Source organism: Exiguobacterium sp. s40 (genome assembly GCF_018617905.1).
Lineage (GTDB): Bacteria > Bacillota > Bacilli > Exiguobacteriales > Exiguobacteriaceae > Exiguobacterium > Exiguobacterium mexicanum_A.
On record NZ_JACSLC010000001.1, the window covers coordinates 195,047 to 210,748 of the forward strand.

Genomic DNA, 15,702 nt, shown 5'->3' on the forward strand with positions numbered 1-15,702 from the left:
CACAATTGTCAAACTCATTCCGGCACTTGTCTGATACAATAATTATAGACAAAACTTCTCCTAAAAGGGGGTATAAACCGTATGATTATTAATCGGGGCAAAATCGCACGTGACAAGCTCGAAAATTTACAGAACGGCCAGACCGTCTTTGCCGATAGCCCGGAGATTATCGACCGACTCCGCCGCTATATCGCCGAGTATCAACTCGACGTCGTCGAGGACGTGACCGACCGCGGCACATGGTTCATCCCACAAAATCAGGACAAAAGCTGAAGAGAGCTGACCAACGGGTCAGCTCTCTTCTGTTTCGAACGTGAACGGTGCCGCGACTTCATCGAGTGCCGCGATCACTTCGTCCATCTCTTCCCATGTATCGATCGTGGCACCGGCTGCCATCGGATGGCCGCCACCGCGATAGCGTTTCGCCACTTCATTGATAACCGGCCCTTTCGAACGGATTCGCACCCGAATCTCATCTTTGTTCTCGACGAACATGACCCAGCACTTCAATCCTTCGAGTCCTGAGAAACTGTTGACGAGCAACGATGCCGCTTCCGGTGTCGCGTGGAACGTCCGCAAGACGTCCGCATCGATTTTGACGTAGCCGACACCCGCTTCTGTCACGTTGACGTTTTGAAGCACATAGCCTTGGAGTTGTAACGTCGCCAAGTTCGTCTTATACATTTGACGATACAACCGATTCGTATCGATGCCGTAGTTGATCAATTCGGCGGCGACCTCAAACGTGCGCGGCGTCGCATTGCGGAACTGGAACCGTCCCGTGTCGCCGACAATCCCGGCGAACAACAAGAATGCGGACGCCTCGTCAAGGGCAAGCCCCCAGATTCCCGCAAGTTCAGCAATCATCTCCGACGTCGAACTGACCGTCGTGTCGACGATTTGATGGGTCGCATACGCGTCCTCATCAGGGTGGTGATCGATTTTGACGACCGTCTTGCCTGTTAAGGCGTGCGGCCCATCGATTCGTTCGTGGTTAGCCGTGTCGAGCACAATGACGAGCGCATCTTTGTACATGTCGGCTTCAACATGCTCCATCTTGCCTAAAAATTCTAAGTCGCGGACGATGCCGCCGACGACGTAAATCCTTTTTTCCGGATAAGCGACCTCTAACATCCGCTTCAACCCTAGCTGACTGCCGAGCGCGTCAGGGTCAGGACGGACGTGTCGGTGGATCATGATCGTATCCGCCGCTTCAATCAATTTCAATATCGTTGCTGCCTCTGGCCAGTGTGCCATCGCCATTCCTCGCTTTCTTGAACACTATTCTATGGTATGATGATAACAGATTACACGTCTGAAAGGGGTTTCTTCACTTGGGTCAATTAATTATGATCGGACTCATTTTGTTTTCGTTAGGTGCCTATTTCGTTTCTAAACGACGCGCCTATTTGACGAAGACACCATACCGGAAAGCGCTCTTTAACACGCAAGCGCTCATCTGGTTGAGCCTGTTCCTCGCACTTTTCGCCGTCAACCAAATGATCGGCGGCCTCGGGCTCGGCTCGACGATCGGTTGGATCGTCAGCATCGCCATGCTCGTCCTAGGGCTAGGCAATGCCGTCGTCGGGTTCATCCGGTACCGTAAAATCTATCCGCTCGCGAACGAAGAGCCGATCAAACAAGCATAAGGGCAGACAGAAACGAGCTGATGACATCATCAGCTCGTTTTTTAGTTAACGGTCGATCAATTGCGCCGTAACGAGCGCTTTGGCAACGAGTTGCGTGCCTTGCGTCATCTCGACGTCGACTTTCCCGAACTTCCGGCCAAGGTCGAACACGTTGGCCGAGACTCGGATTTGGCTCTCGATTTGAATCGGTTTCATGAAATAGACCGTGATATTCTCGACGACGAGGTCGCCTTTTTTCATATGACGCAGACTCCGGGTCGCCCCTTCGACAAGTAACGTCGTCAAGACACCTGACGACGCCGTCCCCATGTGGCTCGTCATTTGCGGCGCGACCTCGACGGTGAACGCGGTCCCGTTCGAGTTCGGATCTTCTTTCAATTGGTTCGTGATCATATTGTCGAACGTCTCGCCGACTTGCGGTTGGCGGTTGGCGAGTTGGAGCGCCTTCAAGACGTCTTGGCGGCTGATGATTCCGAGCAGACGGCCGTAGTTGTCGACAACCGGCAACATCTCGATACCTTCCCATACCATTTGGTGGGCGGCATTGGTGACGCTCGTCTGAACGCCGACCGTGATCGGGCTCTTCGTCATCACTTTCTCGATTTCGGTGTCATGTGGGCGGTCAATCAAGTCTTTCGCCGTGATGACCCCGACGACTTTCATCTGTTCGTCGATGACGGGATAGCGATTATGTTTCGTCCGTTCATTCAGCTCGTGCCAACGTTTGACCGTATCGTCCACTTTTAAATAGAACGTGTCGTGGAGCGGAATGACGATATCCGATACGAGTAGAATCTCTTTTTTGATTAAACGGTCATAGATGGCACGGTTGATCATCGTCGCGACGGTGAAACTATCATAGGAAGTCGAGATGACCGGCATGTGGTATTTATCCGCCATCCGCTTCACTTCGTCGGTCGTATCGAATCCACCTGTGATTAAGACGGCACCGCCAGACTGGAGCACGAGCTCATGCGCCTTTTCCCGGTTTCCGATGATGACGAGCGAGTCGACATCGATGTAACGCATCATCGCTTCGAGCTTCATCGCCCCGATGACGAACTTCGAGAGCGTCTTATGCAGCCCGTCACGGCCGCCGAGCACTTGTCCGTCCACGATATTGACGACTTCAGCGAACGTCAGTTTTTCGATATTCTCTTTGTGCTTACGCTTGATCCGGATCGTCCCGACCCGTTCGATCGTCGACACAAATCCTAAGTTCTCTGCTTCTTTGATGGCCCGATACGCCGTTCCTTCTGATACCGCCAACTCTTTTGCGATTTGGCGGACCGAAATTTTGGATCCGACATCGAGCGACTCGATATGTGCTATGATCTGTTCATGTTTTGTTGTCATGTCACGAGTCCCTTTCCTCAATACATTTTCTGTCATCCTCAGTATACTGTATCAGTCGTTCTTCTTCAAACTGTACTACTGAAATGGTGACATTTCCTTTCCGTTTTGGAAAACGTTATAATGAGAAAGAACGCCAATGAACGAGAAGGAAGGGAAACGAGTTGAATCAACGAACCAACCATATTGCACAATCTTTGGCCACTAAAGGGTTAGACGCTGCTTTTGTCACGTCGAAAGCATCGGTCTTCTACTTTTCAGGAGTATACGCCGAGGCTCATGAGCGGCTCATCGCCATACTTGTCTTGAAGAACGGCACGACCGCGATCGTCTGTCCAGCACTTGAAAAAGGAATCGTCGAAGCGAGCGAGTGGAACGGCGACATCGTCACGTACATGGATCACGAAAACCCATGGGACAAAGTCGTCAAACTGTTCCTCGACCAACAGATCATCCCCGAGCGAATCGGAGTAGAAGGCGAGCATTTGACGTACAATCGCGCCGAGCAACTCCGCGCCGGCTTTGCCGGTCTCTCAATTATCGACTTGACCGAAGAGCTTCAGGCGCTTCGCATGATTAAGTCACCGGATGAGGTCCACTTGATGAAACGCGCTGCCGAACTCGCCGATATGGCGATCGAGGCAGGGATTCGCGCATTGCGTGAAGGCGTGACCGAGCTCGAGGTCATCGCGGAAATCGAGTATGCGATGAAGAAGCAAGGCGTCCGGGAGATGTCGTTCGACACACTTGTGTTGTTCGGTGAGAATAGCGCCGACCCGCACGGTGTACCCGGCAACAACCGCTTGAAGAAAGGCGATTTCGCTTTGTTCGACCTCGGTGTCATTTGGCAAGGATACGCCTCTGACATCACTCGCACCGTCGTCTATGGAGAGGCGAGCACGAAACAACGAGAAATTTACGAGACCGTCCTCAAGGCCGAAGAAGCTGCGATCGAGATGGCGAACGTCGGGACGACGCTCGGCTCAATCGATCTCGCGGCCCGTCAAGTCATCACGACGGCTGGCTACGGGGAATACTTCACGCATCGTGTCGGACACGGTATCGGCATCGAAGTACACGAATTCCCGTCAATGGCCGCCAATAACGACATGACGGCCCAAGTCGGGATGACGTTCACCGTCGAACCGGGGATTTATCTCCCTCGCGTCGGCGGCGTCCGCATAGAGGACGACATCGTCATGACCGAGAGTGGCCCGATTCTGTTGACGAGTTATCCGAAAACGCTCCAAGAAATCGATTGAGTCACAAACAAAGACCAGCCGCGCGCGGCTGGTCTTTTTCACGGTCAATAAAAGAGTCGGAACATGACGTCTCGTTGTGGCACGTCACGGCGTTCCATCGTCTCAAGGAACGAGCGTTTGTCATACGGCACGGCTTGTGGGTGAATCGAGAAGCCGGCCTCACCCCACTCGAGGATGCCGTAACGGGCCAAGTCGTCACGGGCGACACCGAGCGCTCCCGGATTGAAATAATGTTTCGCGTCATCCCGAAACATGTGCTCCGGATGATGATGCCCGAAGCAGATGACATCCGCCTCATACGCCGCGTAAAGCGACTGCATGTTCGAAAGTGTCGCCTCGACGATGTCGTGGAACGGTTCCTCGGTGATCGGCGTCTCCCGTTTCTCGGTCGGGATATGGTAATGGATGCCGTTTACGCGAGTCCCTTCGACAACACGTACAATCGTGCGCGGCAGCTTGAAGAGCGCCTCCGCATAGGCAGGTTTCAACGTACGCGCCACCCACTCATGATGCGGGCGCGTGTGTGCGTAGCTTTCGGGATGCCCCGTCCCAGCCATGAGCGACAACACGGCCTCGTCATGGTTGCCCGTAATCATGTGCACGCCGCGGTCGAGCAGTCGCGCTATCACTTCGTTCGAATCGGGTCCCATCGCAATCATGTCCCCTAAACTCCAGATTTGATCGATCCGTTGCCGGTCCAGTTCGGCAAGCACCGCATCGAGCGCTTGGACGTTGCCATGGATATCAGTCAATATGGCCAACTTCATGCAGACCCCTCCTTATTTCCGGTATTGATGGACGACGTTGACACCGCCGGTCACATCAATGACAGCACCCGTGATCATGTCAGAATCGCGAGCGAGCAAGAACAGAATCATTCGCGCGATATCTTCACCTGTCCCGTGACGGCCGACCGGTGTCTGGTCATCCGGTTCGGCCGCTTCGATTCGCATCTCTTTTTGTGCCCCGACAATATTGCCTGGATTGATCATATTGGCCGTGATGCCGTAGGCCGCCTCTTCAAGCGCGACCGATTTCGTCAAACTGACAAGTCCCGTTTTCGCTGCGGCAAACGCCGACCGGTGAATCCAGCCTGGTGCCGTCGCACTTTCCGGGAAGCCGTACGTGATGATGCGGCCGAACTGTTTCGACCGCATGCTCGGGATGGCTCGGCGCATCAACCAAAACGAGGCTGACAAGTTACCCGTGATCACCTCGTCCCATTCCTCGTCAGACAAGTCGACGAGACATTTCCGTTCAAAGATATACGGCCCGGCATTCAAGATGAGCGCGTCCGGTTCTCCGAACTTGGCCACTGCCTCTTCATAGGCACTCAAGACGGCCTGGCGGTCCGTCAACGGCGTCTCAATCATATGTAACCGCTCGTGGTTCCAATTGATCGGCTTCCGTTGCAATACGCTGACGTGCCAACCTTCTTCTAACAGTCGTTCCGTCACAATGCGGCCGATCCCTTTCGCACCGGCCGTGATGACTACGTGTTTCATCGTCATCCCTCCTCTGTATCATCTTACCCGTTCCGTCTGCTCATTTCCAAACTTCAACCTGTTCGGTGAGAAAGTTGTGAATATTTCACACATTTCTGAAAGAACCGGGCGTGAATTTAGGCAGAAGTGGTATACTATACATGTAAGCCGCACGTACATTTCAAGCGAAAGGTTGGGATTTACATGGCAATTGTCTACAAACATATTCTATCTGCCGTCGACGGCTCGAAAGAGGCGGAACGCGCATTTGAAACAGCAATCGACGTCGCCCTTCGAAACGATGGCAAGCTGTATATCGGTCACGTCATCGATACACGGACGTTCGCCACGGTCGAAGCATATGACCGGACGATTACCGAGCGTGCTGAAACGTATGCGAAGGAATTGCTCGAGGACTACGTCAATCGCGCGAAAGAACGTGGGGTCAAAGAAGTCGAGACGGTCATCGAGTACGGCTCTCCAAAAGTGACGATCGCTAAAAAAATCGCACCGAATCACGACATTGACCTCATCATCTGTGGAGCGACCGGCTTGAACGCCGTCGAACGCTTCTTCATCGGTAGCGTCTCTGAAAGCATCGTCCGCTATTCGAAGTGTGACGTGCTCATCGTCCGCCAATAACGTATTAACCAAGGGCCATCGCAATCGCGGTGGCCCTTGTCTGTGGTTAATTCACTTACGACCTTGATTTGATTGTGGAGCGAACCGTTTAAGCCACCATCGTTTTCATACGCGAACGAAGGGCCACCGCAGATGCGATGGCCCTTTCTCGTTCACCTATTATAACACTTTGACAGTAACCGTTTTGCGGCCAAATTTGAGGGCCGCACTTTGTGAGTACATCAAGATGTCGATTTTGTTGCCTTTGATGGCGCCGCCTGTATCAGCCGCTGTGTATGTGCCCGTCAACTTCCCGCCGACGTACACTTGTACTTTCTTACCGAGCGGGATGACGCGCGGGTCGACAGCGACGACGTTACGTTTTTGGGCCCGGACGTTCCAGCCTAATGCCGTCACACCTGAACATCCTTTGCAATACGGTGTGTAGGCCGAGGCATTCATTTTATAAGTTTTCGCCTTCAAACTTGTTTTTGTTACCGACTTTGAAGCTTTTTTAACTGACTTCAAGTACTTAGCAGCGATCCAACCTGCTTTTCCTTTGTAGTTGACGCGAATCCAAGCCCCTTTTGAGCCGGTACGCTGTAATTGTTGTCCTTTGTTGATCTTGCCGATGACTTTTCCGTTGAGTGAACCTGCCGAGCGGACGTTCAATCCGTTGACTTGGCTTTGAACGTAAACTTTTGAAGATGCCTCAACTTGTTGTTGTGGTAAGAGCATAGCGAGTGTCATGACCGTCAGTAGTAAGACCGTTCCAATTTTTTTGAGCATGTGGTTTGTCCTCTCCTAGTCGGTTTGTGAGTTGTAAGTTCATGGTGTCGAATCTGTGGTGCCGTATTCACTGTCACATTTCGCGTTTATTGCTGAATGTTTCGTCCAGATAACTATATGACGAAACATGACGACGTGCGTTTACAACTAAAATTCATTTGAGTGTCATCAAAGTTACGGTTAGATTACAAAACCGCCATCCTTTAAAGAAAGATGACGGTTTTAATAATAATCTTTAGTTTTTGTCACATTAATTTCCATTTAAAGGAATTAATATATCTGGACTATTACGAAAACCTGCTTTTCTTACGTCGAATGTTACAAACGAGATGGATTCATTCGGTCCATTGTCACAATCCCTTCCCTTTTCATGCGTCAAAAGCACTAAAAAAGTCCGTCTCGCAAGGTTGCGGGACGGACTTTGTAATAACTTAAACGTGTGACTCAAAGAGGTTGGCGATGCGTACGGTATCGCGTGCGATGACCAACTCTTCGTTCGTTGGGATGATGATGACTTTGACTGGTGAGTGCGGGTAGTTGATGAACAACTCTTTACCGCGTGCTCCGTTGTTGAGTGATGGATCCCAGTAGACGCCCATGAACTCAAGGCCACGAAGGATGCGCTCACGGATGACGTCAGAGTTTTCTCCGACACCAGCTGTGAAGATGATCGCATCGACACCGTTCATCTCTGCCGCATATTGACCGATATAACCGTGGATGCGGTTCGAGAAGATTTTGAGCGAGACTTCGGCACGGTGGTTGCCTTCAGCAGCAGCTTGCTCGATGTCACGCAAGTCACTCGAGATACCCGAGAGACCGTAGACGCCTGACTCTTTGTTCATGACGTTCAATACATCTTCAGCCGACTTGCCTGTCTTTTGCATCAAGAACGGGATGAGAGCCGGGTCAAGTGATCCTGAACGTGTGCCCATCGTGATTCCTTCGAGTGGCGTGAAGCCCATCGTCGTGTCGATCGAACGACCGCCGGCAACCGCTGCGATTGATGCACCGCTACCGAGGTGGCACGAGATTAAACGAAGGTCTTCAAGCGGACGACCGAGAAGCTCTGCCGCACGTTGCGTGACGTACTTGTGGCTCGTTCCGTGGAAACCGTACTTCCGGACGCCGTGCTCCGTGTAGTACTCGTACGGAAGGCTGTACAAGAAGTTCTCTTCCGGCATCGACTGGTGGAACGCCGTGTCGAAGACCGCGACTTGCGGTACGTTCGGTAAAATCGTTTGGAACGCACGAATCCCCGTTAAGTTTGGCGGGATGTGGAGCGGTCCGAGTTCGACGAACGATTCGATGTTCTTCATGACTTCATCGTCGATGACGACCGAATCCGCGTACAACTCTTTCCCGTGAAGGACACGGTGACCGACGCCTGCGATTTCGTCGAACGACTGAATGATATCAAGGTCGATCAATTTTTCGAGCGAGAGCTCGACCGCTTCTTTATGTGAATGAAGCGGTGTGACGATATGGAACTTTTGTCCTTCGCCATATTTAATCGTGAAGATCGCATCTTCTTTTCCGACACGCTCGACGAGCCCGACGGCGAGCATCTTCTCAGATGGCATCTCGAGAAGCTGGAACTTTAATGACGAACTACCTGCGTTGACTGCCATAATTTTTGTCATGTCATACACCTCTTACCTTTCGATTTAAACACGAGTCTTTATCTGTTCTCTTAAAAACCGATAACTGTATCATAATGAAGATACTTGATATGGCATATGTTTTTCAAGTCTTTTGCCCAATAAAAATTATGTTGTTTTAAACCAATCGTCAATCTGTTTCACAATATTGGCAACCGCACGTACGTCCGTGAACGACGGCAATTCGACGAGGAGCGCTTGTTTCGGGCGTTTGACGCCTTCCCCGAGCTTTTGTAACATCAATAGGCTCTTCGCATATCGCTCATCTTTGAACATCGTCGTCGGGAGTTGCAGAACTCCTTTGACGACGGCCTCACGGTCCATCCACTGTTTTAATTTCCCTTCGTCATCCTGTTCAAACAAATTGTTCGGGATGACGAAGATGCCATGCGCGCCCGGTTTCAGGTGGCGCATCGCTTGTTCGATCAACAAGAAGTGGGAATAGGAATGGCCTTCCTCACGTTTTAAGGCGTAGCCTGACGCCACCTCATCGTTCGGATAGTAGCCGATCGGCAAATCGACGAGCGCTAAATCGCTCGGCTCGACGAACAACGGTGCGAGCGCGTCCTGGTGGAAATACGACACCGGTTTCCCGAGTAAGTTACTGATCGCGTAAGACAGACGTAGCATCGTCTCATCGACTTCGACGGCTTGTGCGGTGGCGTCTTTCAATTGTGTCAACACGGTATGCACGAGTGTCCCCGTCCCGCTTCCAAGTTCGAGCACGCTCGCCCCGTCTTTGACGAGCTTCGTTGCCAAGTACCCGATGAACAGGCTGACAGCGTCCGGTGTCGGTTGGTGGTTCGGCGGGAGTGTCGTCGTCTCCTCGAGCACGAGCAGACTGACGGCTTTGCGGACATCATCCGTCTTCTCTTGTTCGACATCGACCCGTTCAAATACTTCAATCAACGCCTCGAGCGGTAACAAATCAAGGTCGGTCGTCAGCTTCTTCGCCTCTTTCTTCCAATCCCGATACAATTGTTCAAATCGTTCCATCTTCGATCATCCTTTCCATACAAAACCGGCCCTCTGATGGAGAGCCGGTCGGTTCACTTCTATTAGTGTAAGCGATTCGTGGTCATTTCGCCAAGCGAATCAGTTCGCTTTATCAAACGCCTCGAGCGCCGCATCGAAATCGACCTCGTCTGTCATCTCATCCATGTACTGGACGTATTGGACCGTACCTTCTGAGTCGATGACGAACACCGAGCGTGCGAGGAGACGGAGCTCTTCCATCAACACGCCGTAAGATTTCGCGAACGATTGGTCGCGGTGGTCCGATAACATGATGACGTTATCGAGTCCCGAGGCCGCACACCAGCGACGTTGTGCGAATGGCAAGTCGTTCGACACAGTCAAGATTGTCCCTCCAAGCGTTGCCGCTTTCTCGTTGAACGCACGCGTTTGTGCATCACAGACGCCTGTATCAATCGACGGGACGACACTAATCAATTTTTTCCCTGGGTATGACGCGAGCGTCACCTCTTCAAGTGCCGTCGTGAGCGCTGTAAAGTCCGGTGCAGCATCTCCGACTTTGACCGGATTCCCTTGCAGTGTAACGGTATTGCCTTTAAATGTTGGCATCGTTTCATCCCCTTTGGTTTGATTTATACTTCTTCATCATATCGATGGTGCCGTCTCGATGACAAACTTCCTGCCTCAGACGGCCTGATTGTGATTTTCCCTATATCGAGCGTCTAAAACGCTGTATAATGAAAGAGACTCAATTGACAAAGGGGATGACATGGATGAGAAACAACGTTTATTTGTACCATCGTAACGTCAACGACTTTACTAAAGAGGTAAAGAAACTAATCGAGATCGGTGAGAAGCATGGCTTCAACGTCGTGAATCGTCCGGAAGACGCCAACATCATCGTCGCCATCGGGGGAGATGGCGCGTTCTTACAGGCCGTCCGTTATACAGGCTTCCGTCAAGACGCCATCTACGTCGGGTTCGGACGCGGATTGAATGAGTTTTATTGCGACTTCGACATACATAAGCTCGACGAAGTCGATCGTTTATTCTCAGATAACTCTGCTCGGATCGAAGCCGGGCTCGAGGTACGGAAATATCCGCTCTTATCGGCTTCAATCAATGAATCGACACCGATGCTTTGTTTGAACGAAGCTTCGATCAAATCGAGTATCATCAAATCACTCGCCATTGAGGTATACATCGACGATCTTCACTTCGAGACGTTCCGCGGCGACGGGATGGTCGTCTCGACGCCGACCGGCTCGACGGCTTATAATAAATCACTCGACGGCGCGATCGTCGACCCGCTCATCCCATGCATGCAAGTGAGCGAAATCGCTTCGGTGAACAATAACCGTTACCGTACACTCGGTTCCTCGTTCATCGTCCATGATTCACGCAAACTGTCGCTTCGCATCGTCGAAGACGGGAACGACTATCCGATCATCGGGATGGATAACGAGGCGCTCAGCCTCAAATATACCGACCGAATCGATATCGAGCTCTCTGACCAAGTCGTCAAAACGGTCAAGTTGAAAAACAACTCGTTCTGGCACAAAGTACAACGCTCATTCTTCTAAACGACAAAAGGCTAGCCGTCCATTTTACTTAGACGGCTAGCCTTTTTATTATGCGTTGACGACGTCGGCCTCATACACCGGCGACCCTTCGACGACCGTCATGACGAGTCGGTTGTCGAGGATGTCGCGCCCGCGAAGTTCGAAGAAGTCTTCTTCCCACACCGTGAACGTGGCGTTATAACTTTGAATCAACAAGCCGTCACGTCCGTGCGTGCCTGTGGCGACACGCGGGGCATACGTGAAGCTACGGAGCGCTTCATACATCGACAGGCGTTCCGTCGGATTGAGCGCGCCCGACTCCTCGAACGATTGACGGGTGACGGCACCATACAGGCCTTTTCGCACATCGACCGAAGAAATCGGGGCGTCACTGCCCCCGAGGACGAGCGCTCCCGTGTCGAGCATCGATTTGAAGCGGTAGGCGTTATCAACCCGGTCGTTTCCGAGCCGGTCGAACAACAAGTTCATGTCGTCCGACAAGAAGATCGGCTGCGCATCAATCAATACCGGCAGCGCCTGGATCCGTTTCAACAATGCATCGTTCAAGAGCGAGGCATGGATGATTCGGTCCCGCGTCCCGCGCTTGGCCGGATACTTCTCGAGCAACGTGATGAACTGTTCGGCGGCGGCATCCCCGATGACGTGAGCTGCCACGTTCATACCATACGACCGCGCCTTTTTGACGAGCGCCTCGAGATGGTCTGGACGATGGACCTCGATTCCGCGCTGACCCGGTTCGTCCGTATACGGTTCCGATAAGAGTGCCGTCCGTCCCCCGAACGACCCGTCGATGAACAGTTTCATCGCCCCGAAATCGAAACGTGGTCGTTTCGCGAGCGCATCGTGACGGATTAATTGATCGACGACTTGTTCATGGACGAGCAGATGGGCGTGGAACGGGAGATCTGCTAACACGTCCTCATACGCTTGAATCGTCTCGAGCGGGTCGCCATGATAGAACAGGTCTTCCGTATGGGCGCCGACAATCCCGTGGGCGAAAAGCGAGTCGATGGCCCGGTGGAGTGAGGCGACATTTTTCTCGCGATTCCCCCCCAGTTCTTTATGGAGCAAATCGAGCGCCGCATCGTATAGCACCCCGTTCAGTTTTCCTTCCGCGTCGCGTCCGAGCTTTCCGCCTTCGATGACGGTATGGTGAATCAAGCCAAGTCGTTCCAATCCTTTCGAGTTGACGACGGCGACGTGGCGACAGACCCGCTTCAAGACGACGGGCCGGTCTGGGATGACGGCATCAATCATCTCACGCGTCGGCATCTCTCCGAGCAGACGGTCATTGAACCCTTCCGCGACGAGCCAATCGTCACTTCTGTCACTGCCGTCCTTTTGTTTCATCGACTCGAGCAGAGCTTGCAAATCCGTCGTCTCGGTCGCATCGATGCGGTCGAGCGCTTCCCCGTATCCGATCAAATGGATGTGTGAGTCGGTGAACGCCGGATAAACGCTCTTCCCTTCAAGGTTCACAATCTGTTTGATCCTTCCGGCGTATGTACGACGAAGGTGGCCTTCCTCACCTAGCTTCAGAATGCGACCGTGCTCGACATACATGGCGCGAGCCTGTTCATGCTCTTTATTCATCGTATAGATCTTTCCGTTTACCCATAGCGTTCCCATCACAAAATTCCTCCTCGATTCAAAAAAGATTGACGTCTACGTTAATTCCCGTTTACGTCAATCTTCATGCATCATTATTTTCGTAATAGCTCTTGTTGCTCCAAACCTTTTTCGACACGCTGACGAATCTCGCGGGCCGCGCCTTCATCGAAGCGCCCGAGGACACGTTCACCGATTTCGACGGCCGTGCCGTACTCTCCGTGTAAAAACTTGTTCTCGGCGAGCGTCAAGGCGATATGGACCTCGTTGTCACGCCGGCGATAGCGGTTCGCATATTGCAGCAGCTGCTCGGCGTACGTGACTTGGCGTAAGAGCGCTTTGACCCGGTCGCGGAAGTTGTCCATCGTCTCTTCGACGTCGTGGCTGAGTCCGACGATATACGTCATATTGAACGGCGCCTTCTCGAACTGTTCGTCCAACGATTGAACGCCTTTTTGCAATTGGCGCATATCGCTCGTCAAATCCGTCGGGACGACCGGCATGGCGCTCTTCGTAAGGAGTCGGCGATGGGCCGACAATTCCTTCTTCCAAGACTCGAGCTTGTTACGAACCTCGAGCTCTTCTTTACGGAGCGAGTTCGTATTTTCGATGAAGCGTTCATGCATGGCACTAAACTGGTCGAGCGACCGTTTTGCTTCTTGCACTTTTGACTTGATCATGCTGAACGGGATCATCTGGGCGACGAGCGCCTGTTCGATATCGAGCACGTTCGCCGTGAGCGTCGCCCGCTCACGTTCAAGCTGTTCAAATTCTTCACCGACTCGAGCGTTGATCTCATAGTTGCTGACGAGTCGAGTCATCTCTTGATGGAGTCGCGCCATGACTTCGCTCGTCTGGCGGTCACGGTCTTTCACACTCGCGAATTCTTTCTTCACGTATTGGCGCGCGTCGACTTCGGTTCGGAACGCTTCGAACAACTGGTCGATGTCCGAACTGAGCTGTTGCATGTCCATCTCGAAATGATCGAAGTCGAGCTGTTCGATGCGGTCCATAAGAGCCGATCGGCGATCTTCCGCCTGCTCGATTTCTTCCATTAAACCGAGCGGTTCGAGCGCGTAGCCGTCCATTTGCATCTCTTTATGCCCCGAACGCAACTGGTTGAGCTGTTGTTTCAAGTCAACCTGCACCGTGCGGACGAACTGAGGGATGACACTGACGAGTTCACGAATCTTCGTCACTTTCTCAGACAAGACTTGGCCGGCGACATACGCCTCCGATACTTGGCCTTCTTGCTTCAACGTGATCATCTCGGTCCGTTTTGCTTCCGCTGCCGCAATCTCAGATTCGACGAGTTCATACGTCGGGCCGAACGCACTGTTTTGCGCGACGAGTGTCTTCCGGAATTGGTACAGCTCTTTCTCGTCTTTTTTGACGATATCGAGGAGCGACGAATGATGCTGATTAAACTCATCCATCTCGTCGAGCATGGCGTGTACCATCGACTCGAGCTCTTGAATCAACTGTTCCGTCGCATTCAAATCCGACTTGACTTTGAGAAAGCGATATTTGTCCAAATCTTCTTCGGCATGATAGAGCGCCTCATCGATTTGCCCGGTATGTACACTGACGAGTTCGTCCCATGACTGATGCCAACGCTCGAACTTTTCTTTCGTCTCGCCCTCCATCGGCCACTGTTTGAACTTCTGCAGTTCGGCCGGGACGCTTGCGCTGAGCACGCTTTGTTTGCGCATGTCTAAATCATCAATTTTCTGGTAAAAATTCCTTCGCACGAGCATGCTTCCCAGCATCGCCCCTAATGCGATGACAATGATTCCAATTAAAATTCCATAGATTCCGTAATCCATCTCTGTCACAACCTCCAAGCCGCTTTCGTGGACTTATGTATCTGAATGAATAAATGAAGTATTTTATGGTATAGATAATACTAATCATATTATAGAACCAATGATTTGCATAGGTTTTCCAACGGTTTAGGGAGAGAATGTTATTTTTCACATGAATCTTTTAAGAAGACAAAATAAAAAAATGCGTGTACCATAATGCTAATCAATCTTGCTTTCATTCATTAGGAGGGAATCCCATGTTCCAAACGACTACTTACTCTGGCGACTTGGCCGCCGGTTACGACCTACTAAACAAACAACTCGCCGCGCTACTCGAAGGCGAGACGAACCGTGTCGCGAACCTTTCAAACGCGAGCGCGTTGCTCAACCAATTCCTCGACCGGATCAACTGGGTCGGCTTCTATTTAACAGAAGGCGAAGACGCCCTTATCCTCGGACCGTTCCAAGGTCTGCCGGCTTGCGTCCATATCGCGTTCGGCAAAGGAGTCTGCGGGACAGCTGCCTCGACGCAAGAGACACAACTAATCGCAGACGTTCATCAATTCCCGGGCCATATCGCTTGTGACGCGGCTTCGAACTCGGAAATCGTCGTCCCGCTCGTCCGTGACGGTAAGACCATCGGCGTGCTCGATATCGACAGCCCTGAGTTCGACCGCTTCTCGGATGTCGACCGTCAAGGGTTGGAGCAATTCTGTCAGACATTACTTCGCTTCATCTGATTGACAAGCGAATCATTTCGTCGTATACTGATTTTTGTGCATGAAATGACGATAGCAGTCATTGACAGACGTATCCACCTTTCGGGCCTCGACTGAGTCGGAGGAGCATCTCGTAGCTTCGCTATCAAGTGAAGGTGCTTGAACCTATGAAAGGGGCGTCACCAGTCTTTGA

General features: G+C 52.0%; 16 protein-coding genes. 6 read left to right on the forward strand and 10 right to left on the reverse strand.

Annotated elements, in window-relative coordinates:
* Positions 1 to 81: 81 nt before the first annotated feature.
* Positions 82 to 273, forward strand: a complete 192-nt coding sequence (locus tag KNP02_RS00995; protein ID WP_214706379.1) for a YtzJ family protein — start codon at positions 82 to 84, stop codon at positions 271 to 273.
* A gap of 18 nt (positions 274 to 291) precedes the next feature.
* Here KNP02_RS00995 and KNP02_RS01000 read toward each other — a convergent pair whose 3' ends face one another.
* Positions 292 to 1,257 carry a DHH family phosphoesterase gene (locus KNP02_RS01000; RefSeq protein ID WP_214706652.1) on the reverse strand — a complete coding sequence of 322 codons (966 nt, stop codon included), beginning with the start codon at positions 1,255 to 1,257 and terminating at the stop codon, positions 292 to 294.
* Between the two features lie 77 nt (positions 1,258 to 1,334).
* On the opposite strand from KNP02_RS01000, the gene KNP02_RS01005 reads away from it, so the two are divergent.
* A complete protein-coding gene (locus KNP02_RS01005) occupies positions 1,335 to 1,649 on the forward strand; it encodes a YtpI family protein (RefSeq protein ID WP_233004412.1) in 315 nt (104 codons plus the stop codon).
* A gap of 45 nt (positions 1,650 to 1,694) precedes the next feature.
* Here KNP02_RS01005 and KNP02_RS01010 read toward each other — a convergent pair whose 3' ends face one another.
* Positions 1,695 to 3,005 carry a DRTGG domain-containing protein gene (locus KNP02_RS01010; RefSeq protein ID WP_034778238.1) on the reverse strand — a complete coding sequence of 437 codons (1,311 nt, stop codon included), beginning with the start codon at positions 3,003 to 3,005 and terminating at the stop codon, positions 1,695 to 1,697.
* A gap of 161 nt (positions 3,006 to 3,166) precedes the next feature.
* Between KNP02_RS01010 and KNP02_RS01015 the strand changes: the two genes are divergently transcribed.
* Entirely contained in the window at positions 3,167 to 4,264 is a 1,098-nt protein-coding gene (locus KNP02_RS01015) for a M24 family metallopeptidase (protein ID WP_214706381.1), read from the forward strand.
* A gap of 44 nt (positions 4,265 to 4,308) precedes the next feature.
* Here the strand turns inward: KNP02_RS01015 and KNP02_RS01020 are convergent, their stop codons facing one another.
* Positions 4,309 to 5,031 carry a metallophosphoesterase family protein gene (locus KNP02_RS01020; RefSeq protein WP_214706383.1) on the reverse strand — a complete coding sequence of 241 codons (723 nt, stop codon included), beginning with the start codon at positions 5,029 to 5,031 and terminating at the stop codon, positions 4,309 to 4,311.
* 12 nt (positions 5,032 to 5,043) lie between these two features.
* On the reverse strand, positions 5,044 to 5,769 hold the full coding sequence (locus KNP02_RS01025; RefSeq protein WP_214706391.1) for an SDR family oxidoreductase: 726 nt from the start codon (positions 5,767 to 5,769) through the stop codon (positions 5,044 to 5,046).
* 183 nt (positions 5,770 to 5,952) lie between these two features.
* Between KNP02_RS01025 and KNP02_RS01030 the strand changes: the two genes are divergently transcribed.
* Positions 5,953 to 6,390 carry a universal stress protein gene (locus tag KNP02_RS01030; RefSeq protein WP_021065608.1) on the forward strand — a complete coding sequence of 146 codons (438 nt, stop codon included), beginning with the start codon at positions 5,953 to 5,955 and terminating at the stop codon, positions 6,388 to 6,390.
* A gap of 159 nt (positions 6,391 to 6,549) precedes the next feature.
* Here the strand turns inward: KNP02_RS01030 and KNP02_RS01035 are convergent, their stop codons facing one another.
* From KNP02_RS01035 to tpx, 4 genes are all read right to left on the reverse strand, one after another.
* Positions 6,550 to 7,158, reverse strand: a complete 609-nt coding sequence (locus tag KNP02_RS01035; RefSeq protein WP_214706393.1) for a 3D domain-containing protein — start codon at positions 7,156 to 7,158, stop codon at positions 6,550 to 6,552.
* A gap of 431 nt (positions 7,159 to 7,589) precedes the next feature.
* The gene (locus KNP02_RS01040) at positions 7,590 to 8,801 is read right to left on the reverse strand and encodes an acetate kinase (protein ID WP_214706401.1); all 1,212 of its coding nucleotides are present in this window, start codon (positions 8,799 to 8,801) and stop codon (positions 7,590 to 7,592) included.
* Between the two features lie 126 nt (positions 8,802 to 8,927).
* Positions 8,928 to 9,815, reverse strand: coding sequence for a class I SAM-dependent methyltransferase (locus tag KNP02_RS01045; RefSeq protein ID WP_214706403.1), 888 nt, complete (start codon positions 9,813 to 9,815; stop codon positions 8,928 to 8,930).
* Positions 9,816 to 9,914: 99 nt separating this feature from the next.
* Positions 9,915 to 10,403 carry a thiol peroxidase gene (gene tpx / locus KNP02_RS01050; protein WP_214706405.1) on the reverse strand — a complete coding sequence of 163 codons (489 nt, stop codon included), beginning with the start codon at positions 10,401 to 10,403 and terminating at the stop codon, positions 9,915 to 9,917.
* Positions 10,404 to 10,558: 155 nt separating this feature from the next.
* Here tpx and KNP02_RS01055 point away from each other — a divergent pair, with 155 nt between their 5' ends.
* Positions 10,559 to 11,377 carry an NAD kinase gene (locus tag KNP02_RS01055; protein ID WP_034778250.1) on the forward strand — a complete coding sequence of 273 codons (819 nt, stop codon included), beginning with the start codon at positions 10,559 to 10,561 and terminating at the stop codon, positions 11,375 to 11,377.
* A gap of 48 nt (positions 11,378 to 11,425) precedes the next feature.
* Here the strand turns inward: KNP02_RS01055 and KNP02_RS01060 are convergent, their stop codons facing one another.
* Positions 11,426 to 13,006, reverse strand: a complete 1,581-nt coding sequence (locus KNP02_RS01060; protein WP_214706412.1) for an amidohydrolase — start codon at positions 13,004 to 13,006, stop codon at positions 11,426 to 11,428.
* A gap of 74 nt (positions 13,007 to 13,080) precedes the next feature.
* Complete coding sequence (gene ezrA / locus KNP02_RS01065) at positions 13,081 to 14,811, reverse strand: septation ring formation regulator EzrA (RefSeq protein WP_214706414.1); 1,731 nt, start codon at positions 14,809 to 14,811, stop codon at positions 13,081 to 13,083.
* A 236-nt stretch (positions 14,812 to 15,047) separates the two neighbouring features.
* Between ezrA and KNP02_RS01070 the strand changes: the two genes are divergently transcribed.
* A complete protein-coding gene (locus KNP02_RS01070) occupies positions 15,048 to 15,530 on the forward strand; it encodes a GAF domain-containing protein (RefSeq protein ID WP_138859180.1) in 483 nt (160 codons plus the stop codon).
* Positions 15,531 to 15,702 lie beyond the last annotated feature (172 nt).